The following is a 19,072-nucleotide window of genomic DNA, read 5'->3' as shown; positions in this document are numbered from 1 at the left end:
CCCCAGGCGTCACTGGGCACCGTCAAGCACTGTGGGGTGCCACTCCACGCCACCAACAAGCCGACGCACTCCAGAGCATTCCGGCAGGTCAGAGGCAAGTACCCAGAGACTGGCGCAGGAATACCGCCTCACCACTTGCCCATGGCGCCAGTCTGGTGCCATGATGACGCCATGGACCTCACCCCGTATGTCGACACACTGCGCCGCGAACTCGCGGTGGCCGCCGAAGCCGGCGGGGAAGATGCCCGCGAGCTGGCCGAGAGGCTCACCGCTCCACTGGAGTCGGCGACCCGGCTGACCATGCTCAACGTGCTCTCCGCCGCGATGGACGAGATCACCCGCGACCTCGCCCCCGGCTCGGTCGACGTACGGCTGCGCGGGCTCGACCCCGATTTCGTGGTGACACCGCCGCCCACCGATGGCGGCACCCCCGTGGAACCGGCCGCACCCGTCGAACCACTCAGCACCCCGACCCCGGCCGACGGCGACGAGGGCGGCACCGCACGCGTCAACCTGCGCCTGCCGGCTCACCTCAAGGCCCGCGCCGAGGACGCGGCGACCCGCGAGGGCCTGTCGGTCAACGCGTGGCTGGTGCGCACCGTGTCGGCCGCGGTCGACGGCGCCACCCGGCCGCGTACGACGGAGAAGGCACGGACCATCGGGCAGAGCTTCACCGGCTGGGTCCGCTAACCGCCCGTCCGGGCCGGCCGCGCCACCTCAGCCGTACCACCACCACCTCACCCACACTACGTCCCATCAGCGGGGACGCCCTGAAGACCCAAGAGGACGGGACAGCCATGCCTTCTTTCGACACTCCCGAAGCGATCTCGGCCACGGCGCGTGTGGAGGCCGGATCCATCCAGTTCACCGCGGGCGACCGCCTCGACACCGTCGTCGAGGTCCGGCCCCGCGACCAGAAGAAGGACCTGGACGTGCGGACGGCCGACCAGACCGAGGTCACGTTCACGAACGGCGTACTGACCGTCAGGACCCCCAAGGCCAGTCTCCTCGGCCGCACCGGCGCCGTCGACGTGACGGTCGAACTGCCCACGGGTTCACGCGTCGACCTGACCGGCGCATGGACCCAGGTGCTCGGTGAGGGCCGGCTGGGCGAGGTCCGGGTGAAGACCTCGTCCGGTGACGTCCGCCTCGACACGACCGGCCCGCTGCACCTGACCGCGTCGCACGGATCGATCACCGTGGACCGGGTCGAGGGCTCGGCCGAGATCGCCACCAGTTCCGGGAGCCTGCGCGTCGGTCTGGTGGACGGCCCGGCCGTCCTGAAGAACTCGCACGGCACCACGACCGTCGGCGCCGTGACCGGCGAACTGCGAGTGAGGGGCGCCAACGGCGACATCGACATCGCGCACGCCGAGGACTCGGTCACCGCCGCCACCGCCCACGGGACCCTGCGCGTGAGCGACGTGGTCCGCGGCAGCGTCCAGCTGGAGACCTCCTACGGAGCCATCGAGGTCGGCGTACGCGAGGGTACGGCCGCCTGGCTCGACGTCCACGCGGGCTCCGGCCAGGTGCGCAACACGCTCACCGCGTCCGAGACCCCGCAGAAGACCGAGGACACCGTCCAGGTGCGGGCCCGCACCCGGCACGGCAACATCGACATCCGCCGCGCCAAGCCCTGAGCACCACATTCCCGCCGGGCCGGACACCACCCCCGACCCAGCCCCTGCCCCTGCCCCTGCCCCATCGCCTTCCCCTTCTCCCTCCCCCGCCCCACTTCTGCCTTCGACCGGAGAACACCATGCCCTCATCTGACATGTCCACAACCAGGCAGAGCGGCGGTGACACGTCACCGACCGCCGTCTCCGCCCTCGGTCTGCGCAAGTCGTACGGCGACAGGACGGTCCTCGACGGCATCGATCTGCGCATCCCGGCCGGGTCCGTGTTCGCGCTGCTCGGCCCGAACGGTGCCGGCAAGACCACCGCCGTCAAGATTCTGTCCACCCTCATCACCGCCGACGGCGGACAGGCCCAGGTCGCCGGCCACGACCTCACCACCGCCCCCCAGGCCGTACGCGCCGCGATCGGGGTCACCGGGCAGTTCTCCGCCGTCGACGGACTGATCACCGGCGAGGAGAACATGCTCCTCATGGCCGACCTCCACCACCTGCCCAAGCAGGAGGGACAGCGGGTCACCGCCGAACTGCTGGAGCGCTTCGACCTGGTGGAGGCCGCGAAGAAGCCCGCCTCGACCTACTCCGGCGGCATGAAGCGCCGCCTCGACATCGCCATGACCCTGGTCGGCAGCCCCCGCATCATCTTCCTCGACGAACCCACCACCGGCCTCGACCCACGCTCCCGCCACAACATGTGGCAGATCATCCGCGAACTCGTCTCCGACGGCGTCACCGTCTTCCTCACCACCCAGTACCTCGAAGAAGCCGACGAACTCGCCGACCGCATCGCCGTCCTCAACGACGGCCGGATCGCCGCCGAGGGAACCGCCGACGAACTCAAGCGCCTCATCCCCGGCGGCCACGTCCGGCTCCGCTTCACCGACCCCACCGCCTACCGCTCCGCCACCACCGCACTGCACGAGGCCACCCGCGACGACGACACACTCACCCTCCAGATCCCCAGCGACGGCAGCCAACGCGACCTGCGCTCCATCCTCGACCGGCTGGACTCCGCAGACATCGAGGCCGACGAACTCACCGTGCACACCCCCGACCTCGACGACGTCTTCTTCGCCCTCACCGGCAACACCCGCGTCCCCGCCCAGCCCGACCAGCCCAACCAGCCCAACCAGCCCAACCAGCCGGACCAGCCCGACCAGCCCAAGGAGACCGTCCGATGAGCACCCTCGCCCTCGCCGTACGCGACTCGACCACGATGCTGCGTCGCAACCTCCTGCACGCCCGCCGCTACCCGTCCCTCACCCTGAACCTCCTGCTCACGCCGATCATGCTGCTGCTGCTCTTCGTCTACGTCTTCGGCGACGCGATGAGCGCGGGCATCGGTGGTGGCGGCGCGGACCGCTCCGCGTACATCGCCTACCTCGTGCCGGGCCTGCTGCTGATGACCATCGGCAGCACGACCATCGGCACCGCCGTGTCCGTCTCCAACGACATGACCGAGGGCATCATCGCCCGCTTCCGCACCATGGCCATCCACCGCGGGTCCGTACTCGTCGGACACGTCATCGGCAGCGTCCTGCAGTCGGTCGCCAGCGTGGTCCTGGTGGGCGCCGTCGCCGTGGCCATCGGTTTCCGCTCCACGAACGCCACGGCCCTGGAGTGGGCCGCGGCATTCGGACTGCTGGTCCTCTTCGCCCTGGCGCTCACCTGGATCGCCGTCGGCATGGGCCTGGTCAGCCCGAACGTCGAGGCTGCCAGCAACAACGCCATGCCGCTGATCTTCCTCCCGCTCATCTCCAGCGCCTTCGTCCCCATCGACTCGATGCCGGGCTGGTTCCAGCCCATCGCCGAGTACCAGCCCTTCACACCCGCCATCGAAACCCTGCGCGGACTCCTCCTCGGCACCGAGATCGGCCACAACGGCTGGCTCGCACTCGCCTGGTGCCTGGCTCTCGTCGCACTCGGCTACTTCTGGTCCAAGTCGGTCTTCAACCGCGACCCCAAGTAGCCGGTGGACCGCGCGGCCGCCCACGGAACGGGGCGGCCGAGGCGACTCAGCCCGTCTCGGCCTTCCGCCACGCCCGGACGCCCAGCTTGCCCGTGGTGCCGAGATCGAGGTTCGGCGTGACCACCACGGGGTCGGAACCGGACTCGGCCCGGACCCTGACGTACGGCACGGTCACCGCCTCACCGAACTGCGTGGTGTTGCGCCACGCCAGACCCGACACGGCGGACTCACCCGGCCGCAGCGTCACCGGCCGGGGCGGCTCGTCGTCATTCCCGGCCATGGGGATGTCGTTGGTGCCGTGCAGGATGTCGATCCCGTCGACCGGCTCCAGGTCCTCGTCGAGCAACTGCAGCACCGGGTAACCCTCCAGGGAGTACGGTCGACTGCCGCAGTTCTCCAGGTGCAGCCCCACGACTCGCAACCCCATGGCCGCGTCCCCCTTGTCGGCGGTGAGACGCAGCCCGGACCGCGGGCAGGAACCGGCGGGCGCGGGCGCCTCGTCTGCGGGCACCCGCTTCACGTCGAGGAGCCGCACGTGCTCCGCGTCAAGGCGCTGGTCGCCCGGGTGACCGACGTGCTCAAGAGTGCGCCGCACGGTCCGTCCCGGCCCCACGGCTGCCACCGTCTCCTCGGCGCTCGACATCGCCCTTCCCTGGTCGTCCATCAGGGAGAAGGTGATGGTGTAAGTGAAGGGCTCGGCACCCTGGTTGGTCACCGAGTACGCGACCACGCACGACGCCCCACCGACCGCGCCGGCGGACTCACCCGCCCCCGGCAGCCCGGGAAGACTGTCCGCCGTGACGGACACACCAGGGCGCTCGCCCGCCCTGGCACCGGGCGAGGCACTCGCCCCGGCACCGGCCCCGGCGTCACCGGACCGCTCGACCATCCCGACGATCCGCACCGCGTCCTGCTCCTGCCCGGCCCCCGCGCCACCGCCGGTACCAGCGGTGGCACCGGCGCTCGCGCTGTAGCCGCCGCCGGACGCCCCCGCCCCGCACCGATCCTCCGACTGGCCTTCCCCGCCCGTTCCGGACGCGGCGGTCTCGGTGCCGCAGGCGCCGAGCAGGAGACTGGCAACGAGAGCGCCGGAGACCGCGAGCGGCGTGCGGAGCTGGGGAATACGCATCGCCCCACCCCACCAGCCCGGCCTCACCTGGACCGTGTCGGAAGCCACACTTCCGGTCACAGCCCTGTCACAGCCCGGCCTTCGGGTACGAGAAGTCCGATCTGCGCCGGCCACACCCCGAACGTGACGTGAGAACCGGTGATCCCCCGCACTGGGGCGGCCCCGCCGGAAGCGGGGGAGGACACACGAGACCACCGGTCGAATCCCCGAACTTGTCAGCACCCGAGGCACCGGCAGAGTAACCGGGTCCGGCCGACCTCCGGCAGCGGATTCCCAGCGGGCGGCGCATGTCCTCATGATGAAGGCCCCCGACCGTAACGCCTGGTCAGGGGCCGTCAATCACTGCGGTGGGTGTGGGATTTGAACCCACGGTGACTCGCGCCACGACGGTTTTCAAGACCGTTCCCTTAGGCCACTCGGGCAACCCACCTGTGCCCCGCCCACCAGGGACGGAGCGGGTACAGCGTACCGGCCCCGACCGGTCGGCGGGGGCTGTGGCCCGTACGGAGGCCGTTGGACCCGTGTCCGGCCCTCCGGTGCACCGATGCCGGTCAGTCGTCGCCGACCTTGGAGCCGAGGGTGAGCTCGGTCGTCTGCTCCTTGCCGCCGCGCTCGTAGGTGACCGTGACCTCGTCGCCGGGCTTGTGGGTCCAGATCTCGCCGATCAGCGTCGGGCCGCTGTCGATGACCCGGTCGTCGAGCTTGGTGATGACGTCACCGGGCTTGAGGCCCGCGTCGGCGGCGGGGCCGCCCGGCTCGACGGGCTCGGCGCCGCCCACGCCCTGCTCGGTGAGCTTGGCGCCGTTCACCGTCTCCTCCAGGGAGACGGAGGCGCCGATCTTCGCGTACACCGGCTTGCCGGTCTTGATCAGCTGCTTGGCGACGAACTCCGCCTGGTTGATCGGGATGGCGAAGCCCAGGCCGATCGAGCCGGCCTGGCCGGTGCCGAAACCGCCGTTGCTCGTGGACTGGATCGCGGAGTTGATCCCGATGACGTTGCCCTGCGCGTCCAGCAGCGGACCGCCGGAGTTGCCCGGGTTGATCGACGCGTCGGTCTGCAGGGCGCTCATGTAGGACGCCTTGCTGCCCGCGCTGCCGTCGCTGGAGGCCACGGGACGGTTCTTGGCGCTGATGATGCCCGTGGTCACCGTGTTGGAAAGACCGAAGGGGGCTCCGATGGCGATCGTGGAGTCACCCACGGCCACTTTGTCCGAGTTGCCGAGGGCCAGCGGCTTCAGGTCCGAGGGGGCGCTCTCCAGCTTGATGACCGCCACGTCGTAGCCCTGGGCGTGGCCGACCACCTCGGCTTCGTACTTCTTGCCGTTGGGGAAGGTCGCGCTGAGCTTGCCTCCGTCGACCGCCTCCGCCACCACGTGGTTGTTGGTGACGATGTGGCCCTGCTTGTCGAAGACGAACCCGGTGCCGGTGCCGCCCTCGCCGTTGCTGCCCTCGGCCTGGATGGTGACCGTGCTGGGCAGCGCCTTGGCAGCCACTCCGGCGACCGTGCCCGCGTCGCGCTTGACGGAGCCGCCGGTGTCGGAGGCGGAGACCGTGGTCGAGCCGGTCCCGTCGTTGTTCTTGGCCAGGGTGTAACCGAGCCCGCCGCCCAGCCCGCCCGCGACCAGCGCGGCGACCAGGAGCGCGGCCACCACACCGCCGCGGCCGCGGCCCGGCTTCGGCGCCGGCGGCTGGTACGAGGAGCCCCAGCCGCCGCCGTAGCCGTCGCCGCCTCCCCCGCCGTACGACGGGGTGCCCGGGGGCGGGGGCGGCGGCCAGGAGGGGTCGGGGGCGTTGGGTCCCTGTGGCGCGGCCGAACCGTGCGAAGCAGCCGAACCGTGCGAAGCAGTCGGCGCGTGGGAGGCTGCCGGGTCCTGCGGAGCAGTCGGGCCGTAGGAGGCTGCCGGGTCCTGCGGAGCGGGTTGGTGCGGGGCGTGGGTGGGAACGCCGGGGTGTCCGAAACCCTCGTGCGGCTGCGGTACCTCGGGCGAGTGCGACGGCGGCCTATCCGCGGGCGGCGCGGCCGACGGGGCGGAGGTGGCGGGAGAATCCACCGGCACGGGGGGCGCGGACGGGGCCGGGGGTACCGCGGTGCCCTCGTTCTCGGTGCTCACAGCTTCTCTCCTCGTTCCACGGCTGTTTGTCGGTCACACTGCTCGCGCTCAGCCACGCTCACGCGCTGCTCCACGGTCCGGCGCGACGCAGATGTGCGGTGTTCTCGTATGCCATCAGCTTTTCCCACGAGCCGTCAGAGCACCATAAGCGGTTGCTGTGGGTCCACGATCAGCCTTTACATGGGTCATCCAAGACTAAACGGACGTGCCGTCGTGGACTCCGATGGCACGTCTACCCGCACGCGGTGGCACCATGACGCGGTGACCCACGCACGCCAGCACCGGATCCAGGTCGTCGCCCACCGGGGAGCCTCCGAGGAGGCGCCCGAGCACACGCTGGCCGCGTACCGGAAGGCGATCGAGGACGGAGCCGACGCCCTCGAGTGCGATGTGCGCCTGACCGCCGACGGTCATCTCGTCTGCGTCCACGACTGGCGCGTCAACCGTACGTCCAACGGCCGCGGCGCGGTGTCGGCGCTGGAACTCGCCGATCTGGCCGCGCTGGACTTCGGCGCCCGCAGGACCCGGGAGTTCTGGCGGACGCGTGACGAGCAGCCCGACTGGGAGCACCGGCCCGAGGACCGGGAAGAGACCTCCGTCCTGACCCTCGAGCGGCTGCTCCAGCTGGTGTCCGACGCGGGGCGGCGGGTGGAGCTGGCCATCGAGACCAAGCACCCCACGCGCTGGGCGGGCCAGGTGGAGGAGCGGCTGCTGCTGCTGCTGAAGCGGTTCGGACTCGACGCCCCGGCCTCTGCCGCCGACTCACCGGTCCGTGTGATGAGTTTCTCGGCCCGCTCGCTGCACCGGGTACGGGCCGCGTCGCCGACCCTGCCGACGGTTTATCTGATGCAGTTCGTCTCCCCCCGGCTGCGCGACGGGCGACTGCCCGCGGGTGTCCGGATCGCGGGACCGTCGATCCGGATCGTGCGCAACCACCCCGCCTACGTCGAGCGCCTGAAACGGGCCGGTCACCAGGTGCACGTGTGGACCGTGAACGAGACCGAGGACGTGGATCTCTGCGCCGGCCTGGGCGTCGACGGCATCATCACCAACCGGCCGCGCGCGGTGCTCGATCACCTGGACCGCCTGGGCCGCTGATTCATCCGGAACCCTCGGCCTGCGGGCCTCTGCCGCGTTCTCCCGCCTCGGCCACACCGACGAGATCCGGCCACGCGATTACAGGGAGTGCTCCGGCGCGTTCGATGCGTGTTCGCCCGTGTCGAATGCGTCACTGGGCTGGGACCGGACGGTTTCCGGTTCAGGCCAGAGGGGCATCCACACCGTGGCGTGGGGCGAAGGAGGTCTCGGGGGTGGCGTTGGTGGTGGCACAGGAGGTGCCCACGTCGTCGAGCATGGCCGTGCCTCATGGCCCTGCGGGCGTGGGGAAAGCAAGGCACCGCATGCGCGATGAGCTGCGCAGCGGAGGCGTGTCGGAATCGGTCATCGACGACGCTGTACTGGTCCTTTCGGAACTCTTGAGCAATGCGTGCAAGCACGGCCGTCCGCTGGGCGACGAGCTGGCCGGGGACGGTGACGTCCGGGCCGCGTGGCAGGTGGACGCGGGTGGTCGGCTGGTCGTGGAGGTCACGGACGGCGGCGGTCCTACCCGCCCCGCCCCGGCGACCCCTTCGGTCACCGCGCACGGCGGTCGCGGGCTGAACATCATCACCGCGCTCGCCGACGCCTGGGGCGTACGGGACGACGTCCGCGGAGAGGTCACCGTGTGGGTGGTCGTGCACGACGACGTGCACGACCCGGACGCCGGGCACCGTCGCGACGACTTCGCCACCCGGATCACGGCACCGGCGGTGTCGGAGATCCCTGGCCTGGACTTCGCGGACGTCTTTGACGACCTGGGCTGACCCAACAGCCCGCGCGCAGAGGGCTACGGGGAGGGACCAGGGAGCACGGGCAGGCCAGGGAGCGGCGCGGGTACGCCAGGAGACCGCGAGGCAGGCTCGTGGGGACCGCGGGCCTGCCTCAGGAGACCGCGGCCAGGCCCGCGAGGACCGCGGCCAGGCCCGTGGGGAGCGCGGCCAGGCCCGTGGGGAGCGCGGCCAGGCCCATGGGGAGCGCGGCCAGGCCCATGGGGACCGCGGGCCTGCCGCCCAGGGCGACTGCGGGACATCCGGCGGGACGCGGGGGCACCGCAGCGGCGGCCATGGGAAAGCCGGCAGCCATAGGGAAGCCGGGGCGAGTTGTCCACAGACGGCCCGTTGTCCACAGGGTCCCGTCGGCCGGGGCGGGAGCGGCTAGGCTCGCGCCCGTACGAGATGAGCCGCAACCGGGAGACACCCACGATGGCCAAGAAGCGACCCCAGACGAAGGCCAAGCGCCCGCAGCCCGCCGACGGTGCACGTGCCGCAGGCGCTGACGGGAACTTCCCGGTCGTCGGCGCACGCGAGCCCTGCCCCTGCGGCAGCGGCCGCCGGTACAAGGCCTGCCACGGCCGGGCCGCCGCGCAGGCCACCACCGCGCTGGTGCAGCGCCCGTTCGAGGGGCTGCCCGGTGAGTGCGACTGGGTGGCACTGCGCGAGCTGGTACCGGCCGCCACGGTCGAACTGCCCCTCAAGGACGGCCTGCCCGAGGGCGTCCCCTCCGTCACACTGGCCACCGTGCTGCCGATGGCCTGGCCGGCCCTGCGCCGCGACGACGGCTCGGTCCTGCTCGGCCTGCAGAACGACACGGCGTCGGGCGACATCAGCCGCGACCTCGCCGACACCCTCCAGCGGGCACTGACCGCAGCGCCCGGCACCCCGGTGCAAGGCCGCCGCGCGCCGGCCGACGGTCCTCGGCTGCAGGACCTGCTCGCCCCCGAGGGAGCGTTCGAGCCGGCCGTCCACGAGGGCTTCGAGTTCTGGGTCCCGGACCCGGAGAACGCCACGCCGGAGGTGACCGCCTCCCTGGAGCGGGCCAACGCCGCGGCCATCCCGACCGTCCGGCTCCAGGGCGTGGACGCCGCCTACTGGTGCGAGACGCCGGAGAAGAACCACCTGCGCTGGGTCATGCCGCACGAGGAGGAGCGGCTTCTGGACGCTCTCGCCCGGCTGCACGCCGCGGGCCGGTCGTCACTCGGCGAGGGCACCCGCCTCGTCGGTTCCTTCCGTGCGCACGGGCTCACCGTCCCGGTGTGGGACCTGCCGAGCGAGATCACCGCGCAGGACATCGAGAAGCCGGCGGCCGAGTTCGCCGAGCGTCTCGCCGAGGCCCTGGCCACGGACGCGCCGCTCACCCCCGACGAGCGCCGGGCACGCGGCGGCCTGACCAACCGGCAGGTCACCCTCAGTTGACGCGCGGCCGCGGGGGCGGTCCTGGCTGACCGACCGGTCAGCCCGGGCCGCGGCCCGCAAGCGCGTGACTCCGGTCACAACTCCCGCCGAAGACAAGCCAGTCGGTGACCGGAAAACAAGAGATCGAATTTGCTTACCGCCGATCTCTTGTTACCGTTCGAGTAGCCCGGTTGCTGGTGCATCCCCCGTCGCCAGCAACCGGGTCTTTCCATGCGGCTGGTCGCACACGCACCGCAGTCGTGAGTCAACTCCCCGTCCCTACAGGTGAGTTACCGCCCTTCGCCGCCACCGCTCCCGGCGTGCCTGTCATCCTCGACGCCCCTGTCGCCCCAGACGGCCCCGTAACTCCCAGCCGCCCTGTTGCTTCCGCCGGTCCCGTCGCCGCCACGACCGCGCTCGTCGTCGCGGCTGCGCTCGTCGTCGCGGCTGCGCTCGTGGTCACGGTTGTTTTCGCCGCCACGATTGCTCCCGTCACCGCCACGGTTGCTCCCGGAGCGCAGCAGCAGGGGCCCGCTTCCGGCCCGGCCCACGAACTCCGCGACCGCGGTGTACGCCGTCGGCCCGACCCGAGTGCGCTCTCCTGGCGTCTCGCAGATTCCCGGCGCGTCCTCGGTGCCCACCGAGCAGCGCGGCGTCGAGGCGCAGACCTAAGTGAGCTCGGGACCGCAGCGCACGGCGGTGGCCGGTCCGGGAGGCAGCGGCGAACGGGCGGGCGCGCCCGGGGCCTGAGCCTGGGCCTGAGCGCGACCGGCCCCGTCGGGTGCCTTGTCGTCGCCCCGCCCTGCGAGAGGGCACGGACGGCCGGAGGGACCCCCTGCGCACCGTCTCCCGGCGACTCCGCGGACGCCACGGCGAACGGCAGCACGACCGCGCCCACTACCGCGCCGGCGAGGCCGTACAGACGGACCCGTCCCCCGGCCGGCCGCTGGCCTGCCTCGACGCAGACCCGCACGACGCGGCCCGAGGTACGACCCGGCGCGACGCAGACCCGCACAACGCGACTCGAGGTACGACCCGGCGCGGTACAGCCCGCGCGGCGCTGTCCGGCGGCGCGCCGCTCCCCAGCACGAAGCGGCATGAAGCGGGAAGAAGCGGCATGGGGTGGACGATAACGACACGGGCGTGCGCGGACTCCCGCGCACGCCCGACACCCCTACAACTCGGGCGCGCTCACACCCGTACGAGTGAGGGCGTCGACCACCGCGTCCACCACGGCCTCCACGTCGGGCACCCAGGGAGAGGCGGAGCCGGGCAACGGCGCCCGCTCCCAGCGCACGGCGCCCCCGCCGGTCTCGGACGGCGGCAGCGCGAGATACCCGCCCTCGCCGTGGAAGCGCAGAGAGCCCGGGACGAAGTCCTTGGCGTAGAGCAACTCGCCCAGCTGCTCCATGGAGTACGGCTTGACCAGCAGCGACCAGCGGGTGGGCGAGGCGACGACCGGGCCGAGCCGCAGACCGGCGCGGTCGAGCGCGGCCAGGGCGTGGGCGGCCGGCAGGGCGGGCAGGGAGACGGCGCACGGGGCGCTGTCCCCGGTGGCCAGGACGATCGGCGCGGTGGGCCGGTTGGTCCACCACCAGCGCACCATGCGTGCGTCGGTGGTGGCCGCGAGGAGCCCGGGGTCGAAGGGGTGCGCGCCGGGCACCGTGCACTCCGGGTCGGGGCAGCCGCAGCGCGACCGCGCCCGCGGATCCGCCGCCACACCCGGGAGTACGGGCCACTGCCATTGTGTCGCGTAGGTCAGGGCCGCGCCGATCAGCTCAGGCCGCCCGTCGTCGTGCTGGGACAAGAGCCTGCGTCGCCTTCCGAGGATCTCGCGCATGAGCGCTCGTTCCTTTCCGTTGCACGCCTGGCAACACCGTGGTCACATCACACCATGTGTCGATCTCTTCGCTGTGCGTAGCTGGTGGCGCATCACACCCCGGCCAAGGGCATCTCCGCCGAGGGCATCACTGCCACGGGCAGGGGAAACCCCTGTGGGTCGAGCACTGACTGCGTCCGCGGCGGTTCCGTCCACACTGCGTCTGGCAAAAGCATGGGCTCGGCGCGGGGGTGGCGAAGTCTGGCGTTTACCGTCCCGCGTATTTCTCTCCGCCTCCGCCACGGGAGGATGGGGCACGGTCGTCGGTGGATAGGACGCCCGGGTCCGCCGCCAGGTTCCGGGTGGTCCCCAACCACCCCTGGCCTTCTCCGAGTACGTACCCATCACGACCGCTGTGACGCTCCGTGAAGCGCCCCCAGTCGACCGCAACAAGCCGTCCTCTGGGGAAGTTTCAAGCCAATTTCGCTTTTCCGCAAGAGGTCGCGAAGGAGGCCGCTCACACCCCACGGACACCAGGAATCCCGGCAGGACAATGCTGGACATCTCCTTACGAGTGCGTGTACATGTGGAGACACTGCTAGCGGCGCAGAATGACATGGGGGTTTGCGATGCTTTTGAGCAGTAACTGCCGGTCGGAAGGCCGGACGCCATGAAGACCCCGCACCCTGCGAAAGTGGCCGGAATCGATTCAACGGTTCCGGCCCCCGCACACACTGTCGCGTCCGTTGCCCCGGGTACCTCCCCGGCCACCACGCCAAACGCCACGGACGCCTCAGACGTCGCAGACGCCACAGACACAGATGCCTCGGGCGTGCCCTGTGCTCCCGGCACCCGGCTCCAGGACCGGCTGGCCGGCTGGGTCTCGGACCTCACAACCCTGCACGAGCTGACCGAACGCCTGGTCCGTACGGACTCCCTCTCCGAAGGCCTCCAGGAAGTACTGCGCGCCGGAGCCGCCCTGGTGGGCGCCCGGCGCGGACTCGCCGTCCTGGAACCGGCCGACGGACTCGGACCGGACACCACCACCGGCCTCGGCCTGACCCGCGCCGACCTCGGCCACCTCGAGACCGTCCCGCGAAGTTCCCTCCCCCACGGGCGGATTCTCGACGGACTGCCGGCCGGCGAGAGCGGGATCGCCGAGCCCGATCTGCTCGCGGAGAAGGGCCTCGACCCTCGCCACCGCGAAGTCGCCACCCGCCTCGGCTACGCCGCCGGTTACGCGCTCCCCCTGTCCGCGGAAGGCGCCGGGCGCCTGGGAGCCGCCGTATGGCTCTACGACGAGCCCGCCGAACCGGGTGAGCGGCAACGCCACCTCGCCGGCCTCTACGCCCGGTACGCCGCCCAGCACCTGGCCCGACTCCTGGAAACCGAGCGCACGCGCGCGTGTATGGCGACGATGGCCGAGGAACTGCTCCCCTCCCGTCTGCCGCGGGTGCCCGGCATCCGGCTCGCCGCCCGGCACCGCACCGGTCCGCGCGGCGGCGGTGACTGGTACGACGCGCTGCCGCTGCCGGACGCCGCGCTCGGTCTCGCCGTCGGGTCCGTCACCGGGTCCGGGCCCAGCGCGGTCGCCGCGATGGGGCGGCTGCGGGCCTCGCTTCGCGCGTACGCCGTGATGGAGGGAGAGGACCCGGTCGCGGTCCTGTCCGACCTGGAGCTGCTGCTGCGACTCACCGAGCCCGCCCGCTCGGCCACCGCCCTGTTCGGCTACTGCGAGCCCGCGCTGCGCCGGATCACCCTGGCCGGCGCCGGACACAGCCCGCCGCTGCTGATCGGGGAACGGCGCACGGAGTTCGTCGAGACCTCCGTCTCCGCGCCGCTCGGCATGCTCGCCTGCTGGGAGGCGCCCAGCGTGGAGTTCCAGGCCGAGGCCGGGGAGACGGTGCTGCTGTACACCGACGGGCTGCTGCACCGCACCGGCGACCCGGCCGACCGCGCCTTCGCCCGCCTGCACGCGGCGGCGGCCGGCGTGCCCCGGGCCAAGCGCCACGACCCGGACGCCGTCGCGGAGCACGTCCTGCGCACGGTGCTGCCGGACGGGAAGGCCGACGCGGACTCGCAGGAGGACGTCGTCCTGCTGGCCGTCCGGTTCGATTGACCAGCACTGTTCGCATAGCGGATCGCTGACCCCCCGCACGTCATACATAACGGACGGTAGTGCCTCCATGTAACAGGCCCTACGGCCCTGGGCCCCCTTCCGTACGACCGTACGATGGGGGGTGGTCCAGTGCCGTATCAAGGAGGATGACCGTGTCGGAGGAGCTCACCCCGGCAGTACCTGATCCTGCTGCTGACGCAGCGGGCCCGGAGAACGAGGCCGAGGAGCCGATCAAGCAGCGCAAGAACGGCCTGTACCCGGGCGTGTCCGACGAACTTGCCGAGAACATGAAGTCCGGCTGGGCCGACACGGAGCTGCGCGACCTGGAGCCGATCGCCCAGGTCGCCGAGACCGCCGCCCGCCGCGCCGCGCTGTCCGCCCGCTTCCCGGGCGAGCGCCTGGTGATCCCCGCGGGCAATCTGAAGACCCGCTCGAACGACACGGAGTACTCCTTCCGCGCCTCGGTCGAGTACGCCTACCTCACCGGCAACCAGACCGAGGACGGCGTCCTGGTCCTGGAGCCCAAGGGTGACGGTCACACCGCGACGATCTACCTCCTGCCCCGCTCCGACCGCGAGAACGGCGAGTTCTGGCTCGACGGCCAGGGCGAGCTGTGGGTCGGCCGCCGCCACTCCCTCACCGAGGCGGAGAAGCGGTACGGAATCCCCGCCTCCGACGTCCGCGAGCTGGCCGACAGCCTGCGCGAGGCCACCGGCCCGGTGCGCGTCGTACGCGGCTTCGACGCCGGCATCGAGGCGGCCCTGACCGACAAGGTCACCGCCGAGCGCGACGAGGAACTGCGCGTCTTCCTCTCCGAGGCCCGCCTGGTCAAGGACGAGTTCGAGGTCGGTGAGCTGCAGAAGGCCGTCGACTCCACCGTGCGCGGCTTCGAGGACGTCGTGAAGGTCCTCGACAAGGCCGAGGCGACGAGTGAGCGCTACATCGAGGGCACCTTCTTCCTCCGCGCGCGCGTGGAGGGCAACGACGTCGGCTACGGCTCCATCTGCGCCGCCGGCCCGCACGCCTGCACCCTGCACTGGGTGCGCAACGACGGCCCGGTCCGCTCCGGCGACCTGCTGCTGCTCGACGCGGGCGTGGAGACGCACACGTACTACACCGCCGACGTGACGCGCACCCTGCCGATCAACGGCCGCTACAGCGAGCTCCAGAAGAAGATCTACGACGCCGTGTACGACGCCCAGGAGGCCGGCATCGCGGCGGTGAAGCCGGGCGGCAAGTACCGCGACTTCCACGACGCGTCCCAGCGCGTGCTGGCCGAGCGGCTCGTCGAGTGGGGCCTGGTCGAGGGCCCCGTCGAGCGGGTGCTGGAGCTGGGCCTGCAGCGCCGCTGGACGCTGCACGGCACCGGCCACATGCTCGGCATGGACGTCCACGACTGCGCCGCCGCGCGCGTGGAGTCGTACGTCGACGGCACGCTGGAGCCCGGCATGGTGCTCACCGTCGAGCCGGGCCTGTACTTCCAGGCCGACGACCTGACCGTGCCCGAGGAGTACCGGGGGATCGGCGTCCGCATCGAGGACGACATCCTCGTCACCGCGGACGGCAACCGGAACCTGTCCGCCGGGCTGCCGCGCCGGTCGGACGAGGTCGAGGAGTGGATGGCCGCGCTGAAGGCCTGATCCACGGTCCGATGATGGCCGGGTACCGCACGAGTACCCGGCCATCGACGCGCCCGGGGCCCAGGAAAGTGGTTTCCCCCGGTCTCCCCGTCCCGTCAGACCGCCATCAGCGGAGTGCCCTCGGGCCACTTGAGGATCTTGTCGAAGCTCACCACGGCGCCGGCCCGGCCCGGCGCACTGCCGATATGGACGTGGTCGGCGAGTTCCCGGATGAGACACAGGCCGCGGCCGTCCTCGGCGTCGTCGGACACCGGGCGGGCCACTCCCCCCGGCCGGCCCGGAGCTGCCGCGGGGAAACCCGGGCCCGTGTCGGCGACCTCGATGCGGCACCGCTCGCCGTCGAGGTAGGCCGTGACGCGGTACGCCTCCGAAGGGCCGCCGGGTTCGTCGTCGCCGCCGTGCTCGACGGCGTTCGCGCAGGCCTCGCTCAGCGCGACGGAGAGATCGAAGGAGATGTCGGGGTCGACGCCCGCGGTCTCCATGGTGCCGATCAGCAGGCGGCGGGCCAGGGGCACGCTCGCAGCCTCGCGCCGCAAATGGAGTGACCACCAGATGCTCATGCTCCAGCCTCCCGGCCGCGGCTCGACATACCGTTACGTATTGCCCCCCGTGTCCGGGCATAAGCACCGTCTTCGCGCGAGACCCTCCGGATGGCGGATGTGACCCTGCCGCCAAACGGTGTATGTGGGGCGGTCCTGGCCAGAACGGGGCGGCTCGCACCAGAACATGACGGCTCGCCCAGAAAGTGATCTTCCGGCCCCTCCCGGTCGTACGGCATCTTGTGGACCTGCCGTACGGCACGGGGGGTGCCAGTGGGATGATGAGGCGGCCATGACTGCCCCCCACTCGCCTACGGCGCGCTCCGGGAACGACCTCCGGATCCTGCGGGCCGCGGTGTTCGCCGCGGTCTGCGTCGTGCTGGCCGCGGCGGGGCACACCCTCGCCTCCTGCGCCGCCGTTCCGCTGTGGTCGCTGGGCGCCGGATTCCTGGGGACGGTCGTGGTCGCCGCGCCCCTCGCCGGACGCGAGCGCTCGCTGCCCGGCATCGCGGTACTGCTCACCCTCGGACAGACCGCGCTGCACACCCTGTTCGGACTGGGCCAGCACGGCACGACGGCCGTCACGGCGTCCGGTACGGCCACCGCGTCCGCCGGCGGGTCCGGCCCGCTGTCCGACGCCTCACTGATCCAGCAGGCCGCACGGCTGGTGTGCGGGACCACCGCGGCGGCGATCAGCCCGGCCCAGGCCCAGCGGATCCTCACCGACGCCAGGATCGCTCCGGACGTCCCCGCCGGCACGGCACACCACCCTGCCGACGCCCTGTCCACCGCCGGTTCCTCGGCCTCGCTGCTGCCGTCCCTGCCGATGCTGCTCGGGCACGTCCTCGCGGCCCTGGCCGCCGGCTGGCTGCTGCGGCGAGGGGACCTGGCCCTGGCCCGGCTCGTCGAACTGTCGACGCACTCGGCCCACTCGCTGGCCGAGGCCGCGTTCGTGCGCGCCCTGCGCGCGGCGCTCTCACTGGTCCGCGCCCTGCACGCCGGGCTCGCCGGTGCCCCCGGGACCGGCCCGCGCCTGCCGCACACCCCGCGGCCGGTGCCACCGCGGTCCCGCACCACCGCACTCCAGCACACGGTGATCAGGCGCGGCCCGCCGAGCGACGCGTTCTCCCTCGCCGCCTGACACGACGCGACCACCACTCCACTTCGGCCCATCGGCCGCCGTCCGGAGGGGCCGCCGTCGTGCGGCACGCGCGCGTGCGCGCATCCCTCCAGTCACTCGTCACCGGCTCAGCACCGGTGCCCCACTCGAAGTGGAGTGCTCGTCCATGAAGGCTTCTCGTATCGCCGCCGCCGGCGCCGTCTCCGGCATCGCCGTCCTCGCCCTGTCCGCCCCCGCCTTCGCGCACGTCAGCGTGCAGCCCGAGGGCACGGCCGCCAAGGGCGGCTACGCGGTCGTCGGCTTCAAGGTCCCCAACGAACGCGACAACGCCTCCACCACCAAGCTGGAGGTCAACTTCCCCACCGACCACCCGCTGGCGTCCGTGATGCCGCAGCCGGTCCCCGGCTGGAAGGCCGTCGTCACCAAGTCCAAGCTGGACAAGCCGCTCGAATCGCACGGCAAGCAGCTCACCGAGGCCGTCACCAAGGTCACCTGGACCGCCGACGGCAAGGGCATCGAGCCCGGCTACTTCCAGAAGTTCCCGGTCTCCGTCGGCGCTCTGCCCGAGAACGCCGACCAGTTGGTGTTCAAGGCGATCCAGACGTACGACAACAAGGAGGTCGTGCGCTGGATCGAGGTGCCGCAGGAGGGCCAGGAGGAGCCCGAGAACCCGGCACCCGTGCTGGAACTGGCCGCCGCCGAGGGCGACGCCCACGGATCATCGGGTGCGAAGGCGGGGGACGACACCGAGGCGGCGGCGCGGAACACCGCCGCCGACACCGCCGCCTCGTCCGACTCCGGTGACAGCAGCGACACCACCGCACGTGTTCTCGCCGTCGTCGGCATCGTCGTCGGCGCCGCGGGCGTCGCCTACGGCGTGCTGGCCGGACGGCGGCGCGATTCCGGTGCGTCGGCGTAACAGCGCCCGCGCCGGTGCGTCCGCGTAACAACGCCGACGCATCCTCTCGTCCGGTGCGCGCCGGGCACCCTCCGTCGGTCCGACGGACCCCGGCGCGCACCGGAGCACCTCACATCTGGGACATTTTTCTATGCGCAAGAAGACGTTCGCCGCGGCCGCACTGCTCGCCGCCGCCTCCCTGACCCTGTCCGCGTGCGGCAGCGGCGCCGACAGCGACAAGCCCGTCACGGTGGTGTCCGAGGACACCAGCCAGCAGGCCGCCACCGTCCTCGACAAGCCGTTCGAGAAGCCCGACCTGGTCCTCACCGACACCCAGGGCAAGGAGTACGACCTCCGCGAGCAGACCGCCGGCAAACCCACCCTGATCTACTTCGGCTACACCCACTGTCCCGACGTCTGCCCCCTGACCATGAACAACATCGCCGTGGCCAAGAAGCAGCTGTCCCAGGCCGAGCAGGACAAGCTCCGCATCGTCTTCGTCAGCACCGACCCGGAACGGGACACCCCGGCCGCGCTCGGCAAGTGGCTCAAGGGCATCGACCCTCAGATCGTCGGCCTGACCGGCGACTTCGACACCGTCCAGGCCGGCGCCCGCACCCTTGGCATCTCCATCGACCCACCGACCAAGGACAAGAACGGCAAGATCGTCTCGGCGCACGGCACCCAGGTCGTCGCCTTCTCCCCCAAGTCCGACGCGGGCTACGTCCTCTACGGCGAGGACGCCACCGTCCAGGACTACACCAAGGACCTCCCCAAGCTCCTCAAGGGAGAGAACCCGTGAGCAACCGCCCCGCCCTCGCCGCC

General features: G+C 71.7%; 17 protein-coding genes and 1 tRNA gene. 12 read left to right on the top strand and 6 right to left on the bottom strand.

Annotated elements, in window-relative coordinates; translation table 11 throughout:
- Positions 1-171 precede the first annotated feature (171 nt).
- From QC283_RS31875 to QC283_RS31860, 4 genes are all read left to right on the top strand, one after another.
- Entirely contained in the window at positions 172-690 is a 519-nt protein-coding gene (locus QC283_RS31875; protein ID WP_279565218.1) for a hypothetical protein, read from the top strand.
- A 107-nt stretch (positions 691-797) separates the two neighbouring features.
- Positions 798-1,640 (top strand): DUF4097 family beta strand repeat-containing protein, encoded by an 843-nt coding sequence (locus QC283_RS31870; RefSeq protein ID WP_279565217.1) that lies wholly within the window; start codon positions 798-800, stop codon positions 1,638-1,640.
- Positions 1,641-1,774: 134 nt separating this feature from the next.
- Positions 1,775-2,815: an ATP-binding cassette domain-containing protein gene (locus QC283_RS31865; RefSeq protein WP_279565216.1), complete on the top strand. Its 1,041-nt coding sequence runs from the start codon at positions 1,775-1,777 to the stop codon at positions 2,813-2,815.
- Positions 2,812-3,603, top strand: a complete 792-nt coding sequence (locus QC283_RS31860) for an ABC transporter permease (RefSeq protein WP_279565215.1) — start codon at positions 2,812-2,814, stop codon at positions 3,601-3,603. The genes QC283_RS31865 and QC283_RS31860 overlap by 4 nt, the downstream gene beginning before the upstream one ends.
- 46 nt (positions 3,604-3,649) lie before the next feature.
- On the opposite strand, the gene QC283_RS31855 is transcribed toward QC283_RS31860, so the two are convergent.
- From QC283_RS31855 to QC283_RS31845, 3 genes are all read right to left on the bottom strand, one after another.
- Positions 3,650-4,732, bottom strand: coding sequence for a DUF4232 domain-containing protein (locus tag QC283_RS31855; RefSeq protein ID WP_279565214.1), 1,083 nt, complete (start codon positions 4,730-4,732; stop codon positions 3,650-3,652).
- Between the two features lie 345 nt (positions 4,733-5,077).
- Positions 5,078-5,162: transfer RNA gene (locus tag QC283_RS31850), tRNA-Ser, on the bottom strand.
- Between the two features lie 121 nt (positions 5,163-5,283).
- Positions 5,284-6,843, bottom strand: a complete 1,560-nt coding sequence (locus tag QC283_RS31845) for a S1C family serine protease (RefSeq protein WP_279565213.1) — start codon at positions 6,841-6,843, stop codon at positions 5,284-5,286.
- 261 nt (positions 6,844-7,104) lie between these two features.
- On the opposite strand from QC283_RS31845, the gene QC283_RS31840 reads away from it, so the two are divergent.
- Positions 7,105-7,941: a glycerophosphodiester phosphodiesterase gene (locus tag QC283_RS31840; protein WP_279565212.1), complete on the top strand. Its 837-nt coding sequence runs from the start codon at positions 7,105-7,107 to the stop codon at positions 7,939-7,941.
- A gap of 212 nt (positions 7,942-8,153) precedes the next feature.
- On the top strand, positions 8,154-8,705 hold the full coding sequence (locus QC283_RS31835) for an ATP-binding protein (RefSeq protein WP_279565211.1): 552 nt from the start codon (positions 8,154-8,156) through the stop codon (positions 8,703-8,705).
- Between the two features lie 118 nt (positions 8,706-8,823).
- Here the strand turns inward: QC283_RS31835 and QC283_RS31830 are convergent, their stop codons facing one another.
- Entirely contained in the window at positions 8,824-9,006 is a 183-nt protein-coding gene (locus QC283_RS31830) for a hypothetical protein (RefSeq protein WP_279565210.1), read from the bottom strand.
- Between the two features lie 137 nt (positions 9,007-9,143).
- Between QC283_RS31830 and QC283_RS31825 the strand changes: the two genes are divergently transcribed.
- On the top strand, positions 9,144-10,133 hold the full coding sequence (locus QC283_RS31825) for a DUF5926 family protein (RefSeq protein ID WP_279565209.1): 990 nt from the start codon (positions 9,144-9,146) through the stop codon (positions 10,131-10,133).
- Positions 10,134-11,286: 1,153 nt separating this feature from the next.
- Here QC283_RS31825 and QC283_RS31820 read toward each other — a convergent pair.
- Positions 11,287-11,952, bottom strand: a complete 666-nt coding sequence (locus QC283_RS31820) for a bifunctional DNA primase/polymerase (protein WP_279565208.1) — start codon at positions 11,950-11,952, stop codon at positions 11,287-11,289.
- A gap of 649 nt (positions 11,953-12,601) precedes the next feature.
- Here QC283_RS31820 and QC283_RS31815 point away from each other — a divergent pair.
- Entirely contained in the window at positions 12,602-14,050 is a 1,449-nt protein-coding gene (locus QC283_RS31815; protein ID WP_279565207.1) for a PP2C family protein-serine/threonine phosphatase, read from the top strand.
- 152 nt (positions 14,051-14,202) lie between these two features.
- A complete protein-coding gene (locus tag QC283_RS31810) occupies positions 14,203-15,690 on the top strand; it encodes an aminopeptidase P family protein (RefSeq protein WP_279565206.1) in 1,488 nt (495 codons plus the stop codon).
- A gap of 95 nt (positions 15,691-15,785) precedes the next feature.
- On the opposite strand, the gene QC283_RS31805 is transcribed toward QC283_RS31810, so the two are convergent.
- On the bottom strand, positions 15,786-16,250 hold the full coding sequence (locus tag QC283_RS31805; RefSeq protein ID WP_279565205.1) for an ATP-binding protein: 465 nt from the start codon (positions 16,248-16,250) through the stop codon (positions 15,786-15,788).
- A 271-nt stretch (positions 16,251-16,521) separates the two neighbouring features.
- Between QC283_RS31805 and QC283_RS31800 the strand changes: the two genes are divergently transcribed.
- The 3 genes from QC283_RS31800 (at position 16,522) to QC283_RS31790 (ending at position 19,049) form a co-directional block, all read left to right on the top strand.
- Positions 16,522-17,370 (top strand): hypothetical protein, encoded by an 849-nt coding sequence (locus QC283_RS31800; RefSeq protein WP_279565204.1) that lies wholly within the window; start codon positions 16,522-16,524, stop codon positions 17,368-17,370.
- Between the two features lie 145 nt (positions 17,371-17,515).
- On the top strand, positions 17,516-18,268 hold the full coding sequence (locus QC283_RS31795; RefSeq protein WP_279565203.1) for a YcnI family copper-binding membrane protein: 753 nt from the start codon (positions 17,516-17,518) through the stop codon (positions 18,266-18,268).
- Positions 18,269-18,398: 130 nt separating this feature from the next.
- Positions 18,399-19,049 carry an SCO family protein gene (locus QC283_RS31790; protein WP_279565202.1) on the top strand — a complete coding sequence of 217 codons (651 nt, stop codon included), beginning with the start codon at positions 18,399-18,401 and terminating at the stop codon, positions 19,047-19,049.
- Positions 19,050-19,072: the final 23 nt, after the last annotated feature.

Origin of the sequence: Streptomyces sp. DH41 (assembly GCF_029813785.1) — a bacterium.
Classification (GTDB): domain Bacteria; phylum Actinomycetota; class Actinomycetes; order Streptomycetales; family Streptomycetaceae; genus Streptomyces.
This window is presented reverse-complemented; position numbering and strand designations above follow the sequence as displayed.

Coding starts and splice junctions, on each gene's coding strand:
- QC283_RS31875 (WP_279565218.1), top strand. CDS start 172: ATGGACCTCACCCCGTATGTCGACACACTGCGCCGCGAACTCGCGGTG.
- QC283_RS31870 (WP_279565217.1), top strand. CDS start 798: ATGCCTTCTTTCGACACTCCCGAAGCGATCTCGGCCACGGCGCGTGTG.
- QC283_RS31865 (WP_279565216.1), top strand. CDS start 1,775: ATGTCCACAACCAGGCAGAGCGGCGGTGACACGTCACCGACCGCCGTC.
- QC283_RS31860 (WP_279565215.1), top strand. CDS start 2,812: ATGAGCACCCTCGCCCTCGCCGTACGCGACTCGACCACGATGCTGCGT.
- QC283_RS31855 (WP_279565214.1), bottom strand. CDS start 4,732: ATGCGTATTCCCCAGCTCCGCACGCCGCTCGCGGTCTCCGGCGCTCTC.
- QC283_RS31830 (WP_279565210.1), bottom strand. CDS start 9,006: ATGGCCGCCGCTGCGGTGCCCCCGCGTCCCGCCGGATGTCCCGCAGTC.
- QC283_RS31825 (WP_279565209.1), top strand. CDS start 9,144: ATGGCCAAGAAGCGACCCCAGACGAAGGCCAAGCGCCCGCAGCCCGCC.
- QC283_RS31820 (WP_279565208.1), bottom strand. CDS start 11,952: ATGCGCGAGATCCTCGGAAGGCGACGCAGGCTCTTGTCCCAGCACGAC.
- QC283_RS31815 (WP_279565207.1), top strand. CDS start 12,602: ATGAAGACCCCGCACCCTGCGAAAGTGGCCGGAATCGATTCAACGGTT.
- QC283_RS31805 (WP_279565205.1), bottom strand. CDS start 16,250: ATGAGCATCTGGTGGTCACTCCATTTGCGGCGCGAGGCTGCGAGCGTG.
- QC283_RS31800 (WP_279565204.1), top strand. CDS start 16,522: ATGACTGCCCCCCACTCGCCTACGGCGCGCTCCGGGAACGACCTCCGG.
- QC283_RS31795 (WP_279565203.1), top strand. CDS start 17,516: ATGAAGGCTTCTCGTATCGCCGCCGCCGGCGCCGTCTCCGGCATCGCC.
- QC283_RS31790 (WP_279565202.1), top strand. CDS start 18,399: ATGCGCAAGAAGACGTTCGCCGCGGCCGCACTGCTCGCCGCCGCCTCC.